Origin of the sequence: [Actinomadura] parvosata subsp. kistnae, from assembly GCF_900323885.1 — a bacterium.
Taxonomy (GTDB): domain Bacteria; phylum Actinomycetota; class Actinomycetes; order Streptosporangiales; family Streptosporangiaceae; genus Nonomuraea; species Nonomuraea composti.
Genome location: NZ_OOHJ01000015.1, coordinates 768,447 through 779,399 on the forward strand (window position 1 = coordinate 768,447; position 10,953 = coordinate 779,399).

Sequence of the window (10,953 nt, forward strand, 5' to 3'; positions counted from 1 at the left end):
TCCTCCTATACAGGGCTATACAGGGCTAGTACGAGAAAGGCCACGCCTTCCAGTAGTTCCGCACCCGGATCCACAAGCCGTACAGGCCCCGAGGCTCGAAGATCAGGAAGAGCACGATCAGCAGCCCGTAGAGAACGGTCTCGACCTGGAAGACGTTGGGCGTCTTGGTGGTGTCCGCGCTGATGAACGGCACCAGCGCGGGCAACGACCTGGTGACGGGCTGCAGCAGGGAGATGAACAGCGCTCCGGCGATGGATCCGGACACGGTGGCCACCCCGCCGATCAGCACCATGGCGATGAACTGCACCGACAGCAGGAGGTTGAACGACCCGGGCTCGACGTACCCGGAGATGGTGTAGAGCAGCCCGCCCGCGCATCCCGCGTAGAAGGAGGAGATGCCGAAGGCGAGCACTTTGTAGCGGGTGAGGGGCACGCCGATGACGGCGGCGGCGATGTCGCGGTCGCGGATGGCGGCGAAGGCGCGGCCGACGCGGGAGCGGGCGAGGTTGCGGGCGGCGACGGCGAAGACGATGAGCAGGGTGAGCATGAGCGTGTAGAGGAGCTGTTCCTTGGTGCCGAGCGGCCCGTCCTGGTCGAGCCGTACGCCGAGGAGTTGCGGCACGGCCGCTTCCCTGCCGACGCCGGGCCCGCCGGTCAGCTCGTCCCATTCCTTGAAGACGTGCTCGCCGAGGAAGACCAGCCCGAGGGTGACGACGGCGAGGTAGAGGCCGCGCAGCCGGGTGGCGAGCGGCGCGACGAGCACGCCGGCCGCGGCGGCGGCGAGGCCGGCGGCGGGCAGCCAGATCCACAGCTCGGCCAGGCCGTAGCCGAGGGTGTCGCCGCCGGGCGGGCCGGACAGGGCGGCGGCCGTGTACGCGCCGATCGCGACGAAGAAGGCGTGCCCGAGGGAGACCTGCCCGGCGTACCCGGTGACGAGGTTGAGCCCGATGGCCCCGATGGCCAGCGCGTACGCCCCGGCGAGCACTTCGAGCGACCGGTCCTGCAGCAGCACGGCCAGCGCGAAGGCGAGCAGCACGAGCACCGCCGTCCCCGTCTTCTTGGCGGGGGTGTCGAGCAGCGCCATGTCCTGCGTGTAGGAGGTGTAGAGCAGGGGCCGGCCGCGCACCCTGCGGGACCGTCCGGCCGGTATGTGGGGCGCGGCCCTGGTCATACCCGCTCGACCTCCCGCGTCCCGAACAGCCCGTACGGCCGTACGAGCAGCACGACCAGCATGACGACGTACGGCGACACGACCGCGAAGTTCTGCCCCAGCCAGGGCGCGTACTCCCCCTGGTACGACTGGAACAGCGACTCGACCACGCCGACGACGAGCCCGCCGGCCACGGCGCCGCCGAGCGAGTCGAGGCCGCCCACGATGATCGCGGGCAGCGCCTTGAGCGCGACGACCCACGTCATCTGCTCGATGCCCTGCCCGGTGCCGACGAACATCCCGGCGATCGCGGCGAGGAACCCGGCCAGCCCCCACGACAGCGCGAACACCGCCCCCACGGACACTCCCTGCGCGAGCGCGGTCTCCTGGTCGAAGGCGGCGGCCCGCATGGCCAGCCCGTAGCGGGTGTGGCGGAAGAACGCGAACAGCAGCCCCACCAGCACGGCGGTGGCCGCCATCATGGCCAGCCAGCGCGTCTGCACGACGAGCGGCCCGATCGACACCTGCATGAACCCCCACGGGTCGCCGACCTGCCGCACGTCCCTGCCGATGAAGGCGTTGACGACCACCCGGACGACGACGTCGATCCCGAGCGTGATGATCGCGACGACGAAGACGGGGCGGCCCACCATGGGCCTGATCGCCACCCGTTCGATCGCGAGCGCCACGCCCGCGATGAGCAGCGCCGACAGCAGCACGGCCGGGTAGAACCCCGTCACACCGGTCAGGTGGCTGACCGCGACGCCGCCGGCGAGCATGAGGGCGGGCTGGGCGAAGCTGATCACCCGCGTCGCCTTGTAGATGATCACGAAGCCGAGCGCGAGCAGCGCGTACACCGAGCCGTTGCCCAGCCCCCTGATGAGGGTCTCCAGCAGCCCCTTCACCGGGCGTACATCCCTTCGACCAGGTCCTCGAAGAGCTTGGCGACGGCGGAGCGCTTGACCTTCTGGGTGGCGGTCAGCTCGCCGTCCTCGTGGTCGAGCTCCTTGGGCAGGAACGCGAACCGCTTGACCTGCTCCACGGACGCGAACCGCTCGTTCACGCCGTTCACGATCTCCTGGACCAGCTCCCGCACCTGCGGCTTTTCCGACAAATCCCGATAAGTGGTGTACGGCAGGCCGCGCCGCCGCGCCCACTCCCCCACCGTGTCCGGCTCGATCCCGATCAACGCCACGAGGTACGGCCGCTGGTCCCCGACGACCACGGCCTCCTTGACGTACGGGGACGCCTTGAGCGCGTTCTCGATCTCGCTGGGCGCGATGTTCTTGCCGCCGGCCGTGATGATGATGTCCTTCATCCGGTCGGTGATCCGCACGTGCGTGCCCTCGACCCACTCGCCGACGTCGCCGGTGTGCAGCCAGCCGTCCTCGTCGAGCACGTCGGCGGTGGCGCGCGGGTTGCGCCAGTAGCCGGCGAAGTTGCCCGGGTGCCGGGTCAGGATCTCGCCGGTGGCGTCGTCGATCTTCAGCTCGATGCCGGGGTGCGGCTCGCCGACCGTGCCCAGGCGCACCCGCCCGGGACGGTTGGCGGTGGCGACGGCGGTGTTCTCGCTCATGCCGTACACCTCGTGCATGGGCACGCCGATCCCCATGTAGAACTTGAGCACGTCCGGCGCGATCGGCGCGGCGCCGGAGGCGGCGTAACGCACCCGCCGCATGCCGATCCGCTCGCGCAGCGCGCGGTAGCAGAGCACCCAGCCCATCGCGTACGCCGCCCGCGTCCCGAGCGTGTGCCGGCCGCCGGTGCGTACGAGCGTGTCGCCGATGCGGTCGGCCACCCGCAGCCAGAGCCTGGTCAGCGCCCGCTTCACCGGCGAGGCCGACTCCACCCTGATGTCCACCTGCGCGAGCACCTTCTCCCAGATGCGCGGCACCCCGAACAGGATCGTCGGCTGCACCTCGCGCAGGTTGGCGGGGACGGTGTCGATGGACTCGGCGAAGTTCACCTGCACCCCGGCCGCCGCGTTGAACCACACGGTGAACGCCCGCTCGGCCACGTGGCACAGCGGCAGGTACGACAGCGCGAGATCGCGCTCCGAGGGCGGCGGCGCGGTGAAGCCGCCGCCCTCGACCAGCGTGCGCACCGCGAACTCGACGTTCGCGACGGTGAGCATCACCCCTTTGGGCGGCCCGGTCGTGCCGGAGGTGTAGATGAGCGTCATCACGTCGTCCGGCTCCGCCTCCGCCATCCGCCGTTCCACCGCCCCGGGATGCTCGGCGCGGTGCGCGGCCCCGAGCGCGAGCAGCTCCGGCCACGACATCAGCACGTCGTCGTCGTAGCGCCCGCGGATGCCGCGCGGCTCCAGGTAGACGATGCGCCGCAGGTCGGGACAGTCGCCGAGCACGGACAGCGCCTTGTCCACCTGCTCCTGGTCCTCGGCGACGAGCAGCTTGGCGCCCGAGTCGGCCAGCAGGTAGGCGACCTCGGCGGGCGGGTTCGTCGGGTAGAGGCCGACCGTGATGCCGCGCGCCGCGACGGTGCCGAGGTCGGCGTAGAGCCATTCCGGGCGGTTCTCGGAGTGCACGGCCACCCGGTCGCCCGGCTCGACGCCGAGCGCGAGCAGGGCGTGGGCGACCAGCTCGACCTGCGTCCAGTACGCGCCCCAGGTCACCTCCTGCCAGATGCCGAAGTCCTTGTGCCGCAGGGCGACGGCCCGGGGAGCGCTCCTGGCCCGCTCGCGCACCCGGGTCACGATGGTGGCGGTCGTCCTGGACATGGTGCCGGTGGTCATGCCGTCCCTCCCAGGTACGCCTCGATGACCGCGGGATCCCGCTGCACCTCGGCCGGGCTCCCGAGCGCGACCGGGCGGCCGAAGTCGAGCACGAGCACCCGGTCGGCCAGGTCCATGACCAGGCCCATGTCGTGGTCCACGAGCACGACGGGAATGCCCAGCTCGTCCCTGATGTCCAGCACGAACCTGGCCGTGTCCTCGGTCTCCTCCAGGTTCATGCCGGCCACGGGCTCGTCCAGCAGGAGCAGCCGGGGCTCCATGGCCAGCGCCCGCCCCAGCTCCACCCGCTTCTGGATCCCGTACGGCAGCAGCCGCACCGGATGGCGGCGCCACGCCTCCAGCTCCAGGAAGTCGATGATCTCCTCCACCTTCGCGCGGGCGGCCAGCTCGGCCCGACGGGCCCGGCCGTACCAGACGAGCGCGGACAGCGCTCCGTAGCGGAAGTGGTGGTGGCGGCCGAGCATGAGGTTGTCGAGGACGGTCAGGTTGTGGAAGAGCTCCACGTTCTGGAACGTGCGCGCCAGCCCCATGGCCGCGATCTCGTACGGGCGGCGGGCCAGCAGGTCCTCGCCGAGGAAGGTGACCCGCCCGCGCTGCGGCCGGTAGACGCCGGACAGGACGTTGAAGATCGAGGTCTTGCCGGCGCCGTTCGGCCCGATGACGGCCAGCAGCTCCGCCTGCCGCACCTCGAAGGAGACCCCGTCGACGGCCTTGACCCCGGCGAAGCTCAGGTGCACGTCCTCGAACGTCAGGAGAGCCATCTTTTTCTCCGCTTGTAGTGCTTGACCTCGCGGAAGGAGCGGACGGCCCCCAGGTAGAACTCCTTGATGTCCTCATCGGCGAGCAGGTCGCGCGACGGCTTGTCCATCACGATCTTCCCGGTCTCCATGACGTAGCCGTGCGCGGCGATGGACAGGGCCATCGTGGCGTTCTGCTCGACGAGCAGGACCGTGGTGCCCTGGCGGTTGATCTCCACGATGAGGTCGCGCACCTGCCCGACCAGCGACGGCGCCAGGCCCAGGCTGGGCTCGTCCAGCAGCAGGTACTTCGGGCCCGCCATGAGGGCGCGGCCGACGGCCAGCAGCTGCTGCTCGCCGCCCGACAGGTAGCCCGACACGCTCCTGCGCCGCTCGCGCAGCACCGGGAACAGCCCGTAGACGCGGTCGAGGTGGGAGCGGGCGGCGGTGTGGCCGCCGACCTTGAGGTTCTCCTCGACGGTCAGCTCGGCCAGGATGCGGCGGCCCTCCATGACCTGGCTGACGCCGCGCCGGACGATCTGGGCCGGCCGCAGGTGGTGGATCGGCTCGCCCTCCAGCGTGACCTCGCCCTTGGTGATCTCGCCGTCGTGCACGCCGAGCAGCCCCGAGACCGCGCGCAGCAGCGTGGTCTTGCCGGCGCCGTTCGCGCCGAGCAGCGCCACGATGGAGCCGGGCGGCACGCGCAGGCTCACGCCGCGCAGCACGAGCATCACGTCGTCGTAGACGACCTCGAGGTTGCGGACCTCCAGCACGCTCGGCTCCCCGCCTCGGTGTGGCCTGTGTCACTCCCCCGCTGAGGCCAATGTCCACGCTTGCTCAGCGACCGACAAGAGGCCCGGCCGGATTTCGCACGGCAGGGTGCGCCTAGGATTTCTGGTATGGCAATTTGTGAGCATCTTTCCAAGGCCGACGACCCCGCCGCCAAGACGCCGGAGGGCTGCGAGGAGTGCCTGGCCTCCGGGGGCCGCTGGGTGCACCTGCGGCGCTGCCTGGAGTGCGGCCACATCGGGTGCTGCGACTCCTCCCCGGCCAAGCACGCCACGGGGCACTTCCACGAGACGGGTCACCCCGTCATGCAGTCGTTCGAGCCCGGCGAGAGCTGGCGCTGGTGCTTCGTCGACAGCCAGATGGGCTGACCGTCACCGTTCGAGGATCGCCTCCTCGAAGTCGAGCTGCGCCATCACCTCGCGCAGCACCTCGTCGTCGAGGCGGCGCTCGTCACGCAGCCGCACGAACACCTGCCGCTCGGCCTGCAGCATGTCGCGCCGCAGGCGGCGGTAGAGAGCGCTGGGCGTCTCGGCGCCGCCAGCGCCCGTGCCGCCGCCCAGGCGCTCCCACGCCGTCAGCGAGCGGCGCCACGACTTCTCCCTGAGCTGGTCGATGACCTGCCGCTGGATCTCGTCGGGCTCGCCGTCGAGCTCGCCGACCAGCCGCTCCAGCTCCGCCAGGCCCGACTCCAGCGCGGCCTGCTGCGCGGCCGCCTCTGCCAGCCGGTCTTCGTACTGCTCCTGCTCGCTCGACACGCCCAGCCGCCTGATCAGCATGGGGAACGTGGTGCCCTGGATGAGCAGCGTGCCGATCACGGTCGTGAACGTCAGGAACAGCAGCAGCGCCCGGTCGCGCTCGGCCACCCCCGAGATCGAGAACGCCGCCGCCAGCGACACCACGCCCCGCATGCCCGCCCAGCCGAGGATCACGGTCTCCCCCGCCGACGGCCCGGTGCCCTTGTGCAACACCTTGATCACCGATGTGACCGTGAACACCCACACGAACCTGCTGACGATCGTCACCGCCAGCACCGCCGCCGCGTAACCCGCCACCGCCCACGCGCTGTAGCCGGTGATGCCCTCGATCACGGTGACGAGCTGCAGCCCGATGAGCGCGAAGACGATCGCCTCGAGGAAGAAGTCGGTCACCTTCCACACCGCGTCGGACACCAGCCGCGTGCCGAACCCGCGCAGATGCATGCGGTTGCCCAGATAGAGGCCCACGATCACGACCGCGATCACGCCCGACGCGTGCACGCTCTCCGCCGCCAGGTAGGCCGCGAACGGGATCAGCAGCATCAGCGTGTTCTCGACCAGCGAGTCACGGGTGTGCTGGAAGATCCAGGCGAAGACGAACGCCAGCGCCAGCCCGATCGCCACGCCCACCGCGGCGGCGAACAGGAACTCCCCAGCCCCTCCCACAGGTCGACGGCCCCGCCCACGGCCGCCCCGATGGCCACGCGGTAGAGCGTCAGCGCGGTGGCGTCGTTGAACAGGCTCTCGCCGATGAGGATGGTCAGCGACCGGCGCGGCAGCCCCAGCCGCCGCCCGACCGCGACGGCCGCCACCGCGTCGGGCGGCGCGATGATGGCGCCCAGCGCGAACGCCAGCGCCAGCGGCAGGCCCGGCAGCAGAAGGTGGACGACCAGCCCGACCACGGCCGTGGTGAACAGCACCAGCCCCACCGACAGCAGGCCCACGGCCCGCTTGACGTCACGCAGCCGCAGGTAGGAGCTGTCGAGCGCGGCCGAGTAGAGCAGCGGGGGCAGGAACACGTAGAGGACGAGCTGCGGCTGCAACGGCACCGCCGGCACCATCGGCGAGACCAGCAGCCCGGCCGCCACCAGCAGCAGCGGCGCCGGCCAGCCCTTGCGGCGCGCGACCGCCGCCACCGCCACCGCACCTCCGGCCAGCAGCAGCAGCTGCAAACCCATGCTCGGATCCACCGGCGCCCCTCCAGCCCCCAGCCGGGCGATCGCGAGCCGACCGCCTCAGCTCCATCGTCCCGCCGGAAGCGTACCCGGCGTGCCGGGGTGCGGGATCACCACTCCCTGCGGTCGCTTCTTTCGTGGTAGTCGGGCTGCTCGGGGCGCAGGCGCTCGCCCGTGGAGAACATGGGGTCCCCGACGTACGGGCGCGACATGCCCGCGTCGGGCTGCTGCCCGTACTGATCCGGGGAACCGTACTGGTCCTGGTGGCCGTACTGGTCCTGCGGCGGGTACTGCTCCTGGCGGCCCAGCGCCAGCAGCGGGTCCACCGGGTTCGGCTGCTGGCTCTGCTGGTACGAGCCGTAGTCCTGGGCGGGCTGCTGCTGCTGCGGAGCGGAGCGGCGGCGGCCCGCCCCCGGGATGCCGTGCATGGGCGTGCCCAGCCCCGCCGCGCTCGGCGTGGGCTGGGGCTGCTGGTAGGTGTCCTGATAGGTGTCGGGGCGCCGGCTCCCGTACGGGTCCGAGGGGTACGGGTCCTGCTGGTACGGCTGCTGCTGGGGGGCCGCCTGGTACGGCTCGGCCGCCTGCGAGGGGAAGCCGAGCGGGTCGGTACTGAGCGGCGACGGCCTGCGCTGGTCGCCGCCCGGCAGCTGGTAGACCGGTTCGCTGCCGTCGACGTACTGCGGCCCCGTGAACGGGTCGGCCTGGGCGGCGGGCTGCTGCGTGTAGTGGGGGCCGCTCAGCGGGTCGGAGGTGTACTGCGGGCCGCTGAAGGGGTCGCCGGTGTACTTCTGCTGCGGGCCCGTGCTGTCCACGTACTGCGGGCCGGTGAAGGGCGCGCGGGGCTCCCCGTACGCGGGCGTGGTGTCACGCGCTGTGTCCCTGGGGGCCGTGGTCTCGCCGTAGGAGGCCACCAGTTTGTCCTGCGGCGCCGGGCCCCTGGCCACGAGGACGTCGTTGGGCGACAGGGCGGCCGTGGGCCGCTCGTCGAGCGGCGGCGCCGGCGGCGGCTGCGTGTGCTGCTGGGGCCGGTGGTACGTGCCGGTGCCCGGCATGACCTCCGTGCCGGGGTCGTGCGCGGGCACGGCGGGCTGCTCGCCCGTCGCCTCCGCGAACCCCTCGTCGAGGGTGTCGAGCAGCCGGCCGACATCCTCCATCGGCATGCGGAAGCTCGCTGTGCACATCTCGCCCCGCCACAGGCTGAGGACCAGCGTGCCCTCATGCCACGTGACACGCAGGCACCGCTCCTGACCTCGTGCATCGAAGAAGACTTCGCCGAACGACGGCAACGGGACAACTTCCGACATGGCAGACATACTGCTTTAACCAGCCTTTATTCGTCCACTCAACCCCGGAAAACCCAGAGGAACCGGCCTTCCCATCTACACCCGGACTCCCACCGGTCACACCCTGTGAGGATCGTCGGCGACCAGTTGGAGTCCCGATCGCCCAGTGTGCCACGCGACGCGCCGGGAGTATCCGGGAACGCCGGGATGCGTCTGGCCGATCACACCGCGTTCGGCCGCGTCCGGCCGCGTCCGGCCCAAGGGTCGGCACGGCGGCCCCGGAATGCGGGTAGCGTTTACTGCCGTGCCGGACTCCCATCTCCCACCAGTGGACGAACTGCTCAGCATCGCGGTCAGCGCTCTCGGCGGGAGCGAACGGCAGGGCCAGCTCACCATGGTCCGCGCCGTACAGAAGGCCATCGACGACGAGGAGCACCTGGCCGTCCAGGCCGGCACGGGCACCGGGAAATCCCTCGCCTACCTCGTGCCCTCCATCCGGCACGCCATGGACAGCGACCGCCCCGTCGTCATCTCCACCGCCACCATCGCCCTGCAGCGCCAGCTCGTCGACCGCGACCTGCCCCGCCTGTCCGAGGCGCTGGCCAAGGAGCTGCCGCACGAGCCGACGTTCGCCATCCTGAAGGGCCGCCGCAACTACCTGTGCCGCTACAAGGCGACCGCCGGCTGGCCCGAGGAGGACGAGCAGGACCAGCTCTTCGACCCGCGCGAGGTCAGCGCCACCGGCCGCATGGTGCAGCGCATCCAGGAATGGGCCGAGGAGACCGAGACCGGCGACCGCGACGAGCTGGTGCCGGGCGTCAGCGAGCAGGCGTGGCGGCAGTTCTCCGTCAGCGCCCAGGAATGCCTTGGCGCCAACCGCTGCCCCAGCGGCGCCGAATGCTTCGCCGAGCTGGCCAGGGCGCGAGCCGGCGAGGTCGACGTCGTCGTCACCAACCACGCGCTGCTCGCCATCGACGCCATGGGCGACCTGCCCGTGCTGCCCGAGCACGAGGTCGTCGTCGTCGACGAGGCCCACGAGCTGGTCGACCGCGTCACCTCCGTCGTCACCGGCGAGCTGTCCGAAGCCTCGGTCATGCTCGCCGTACGCCGCGTCGGCCGCCTCATCGACCAGCCCGTCGCCGACCAGCTCATGGAGGCCGGCGAAGACCTCAAGGCGCTGCTGGCCGCCGCCCCGCCCGGCCGCATCGACGAGCTGCCCCAGGTGCTCGGGCTGACCCTCCAGCTCATCCGCGACACCGCCTGGCGCTGCATCACCGCCATGGGCCCGCGCAACGCCGACAAGGACGACCCCGACAAGGCCGGCCAGCGCAAGGCCGCGTTCACCGCGCTCGACGAGGTCCACGACACCGCGGTGCGCATGCTCGACGCCTACGGGCACGCCTCCGAGGCCGACCGCGCAGAAGTGGTCTGGCTCGACGCCGGCACCGACCGCCGCCCGCCCTGCCTGCGGGTCGCGCCGCTCACCGTCAGCGGCATGCTGCGCGACAAGCTGTTCGGCGAACGCACGGTCGTGCTCACCTCCGCCACCCTCGCGCTCGGCGGCACCTTCGACGCGCTGGCCGCGCAATGGGGCCTCGCCGACGGCAAATGGCAGGGCATCGACGTCGGCTCCCCGTTCGACCATCCCCGCGCCGGCATCCTGTACGTCGCCAAACACCTCCCCCAGCCCGGCCGCGACGGGCTCCCCCAGCAGTACCTCGACGAGATCGCCGAGCTCATCGAAGCCGCCGGCGGCCGCACCCTCGGCCTGTTCTCCTCCATGCGCGCCGCCAAGGCCGCCACCGAGGCGCTGCGCGACCGCCTCGACGTGCCGCTGCTGTGCCAGGGCGACGACTCCACGATGCTGCTCGTCAAGCAGTTCGCCGAGGACGAGCCCACCTGCCTGTTCGGCACCCTGTCCCTCTGGCAGGGCGTCGACGTCCCCGGCCCCTCGCTCCGCCTCGTCATCATCGACCGCGTCCCCTTCCCCCGCCCCGACGACCCCCTCACCTCCGCCCGCCAGCGCCACGTGGCCGCCAGGGGCGGCAACGGCTTCATGGCCGTGGCCGCCAACCACGCCGCCCTCCTCCTCGCCCAGGGCGCCGGCCGCCTGCTGCGCTCCCAGAACGACAAGGGCGTCATCGCCGTCCTCGACCCCCGCCTCGCCACGGCCCGCTACAGCGGCTTCCTGCTGAACTCGCTCCCCCCGTTCTGGCGCACCATGGACCCCGCCATCCCCCGAGCCGCCCTGAAACGCCTCGCCGCCGAACCCTCCTGACCCGCGCCGGGTCTGGTGGGCGGGCACCCGCATG

General features: G+C 71.6%; 8 protein-coding genes and 1 pseudogene. 2 read left to right on the top strand and 7 right to left on the bottom strand.

All coding sequences use genetic code 11. From position 1 onward, the window contains the following. Nucleotides 1-25: 25 nt before the first annotated feature. The 5 genes from KIS93_RS18175 to KIS93_RS18195 are packed head-to-tail and all read right to left on the bottom strand — an operon-like array spanning nt 26 to nt 5,412. Entirely contained in the window at nt 26-1,126 is a 1,101-nt protein-coding gene (locus tag KIS93_RS18175; protein ID WP_080036475.1) for a branched-chain amino acid ABC transporter permease, read from the bottom strand. A gap of 41 nt (nt 1,127-1,167) precedes the next feature. Then, on the bottom strand, nt 1,168-2,055 hold the full coding sequence (locus KIS93_RS18180; RefSeq protein WP_080036474.1) for a branched-chain amino acid ABC transporter permease: 888 nt from the start codon (nt 2,053-2,055) through the stop codon (nt 1,168-1,170). Next, nucleotides 2,052-3,902 (bottom strand): AMP-dependent synthetase/ligase, encoded by a 1,851-nt coding sequence (locus KIS93_RS18185; protein ID WP_080036473.1) that lies wholly within the window; start codon nt 3,900-3,902, stop codon nt 2,052-2,054. Before KIS93_RS18185 ends, KIS93_RS18180 begins: the two co-directional genes overlap by 4 nt. After that, entirely contained in the window at nt 3,899-4,663 is a 765-nt protein-coding gene (locus tag KIS93_RS18190) for an ABC transporter ATP-binding protein (RefSeq protein ID WP_080036472.1), read from the bottom strand. The genes KIS93_RS18185 and KIS93_RS18190 overlap by 4 nt, the downstream gene beginning before the upstream one ends. After that, nucleotides 4,651-5,412 (bottom strand): ABC transporter ATP-binding protein, encoded by a 762-nt coding sequence (locus KIS93_RS18195; RefSeq protein ID WP_080036471.1) that lies wholly within the window; start codon nt 5,410-5,412, stop codon nt 4,651-4,653. The genes KIS93_RS18190 and KIS93_RS18195 overlap by 13 nt, the downstream gene beginning before the upstream one ends. 126 nt (nt 5,413-5,538) lie before the next feature. Between KIS93_RS18195 and KIS93_RS18200 the strand changes: the two genes are divergently transcribed. Then, the gene (locus KIS93_RS18200) at nt 5,539-5,796 is read left to right on the top strand and encodes a ubiquitin carboxyl-terminal hydrolase 14 (RefSeq protein ID WP_080036470.1); all 258 of its coding nucleotides are present in this window, start codon (nt 5,539-5,541) and stop codon (nt 5,794-5,796) included. A gap of 3 nt (nt 5,797-5,799) precedes the next feature. Here the strand turns inward: KIS93_RS18200 and KIS93_RS68970 are convergent. Then, nucleotides 5,800-7,361 (bottom strand): annotated as a pseudogene (locus KIS93_RS68970) (Na+/H+ antiporter). Between the two features lie 107 nt (nt 7,362-7,468). Further along, nucleotides 7,469-8,662 (bottom strand): hypothetical protein, encoded by a 1,194-nt coding sequence (locus tag KIS93_RS18210; RefSeq protein ID WP_155126381.1) that lies wholly within the window; start codon nt 8,660-8,662, stop codon nt 7,469-7,471. A 262-nt stretch (nt 8,663-8,924) separates the two neighbouring features. Here KIS93_RS18210 and KIS93_RS18215 point away from each other — a divergent pair, with 262 nt between their 5' ends. Then, complete coding sequence (locus tag KIS93_RS18215) at nt 8,925-10,919, top strand: ATP-dependent DNA helicase (protein ID WP_155126378.1); 1,995 nt, start codon at nt 8,925-8,927, stop codon at nt 10,917-10,919. Nucleotides 10,920-10,953 lie beyond the last annotated feature (34 nt).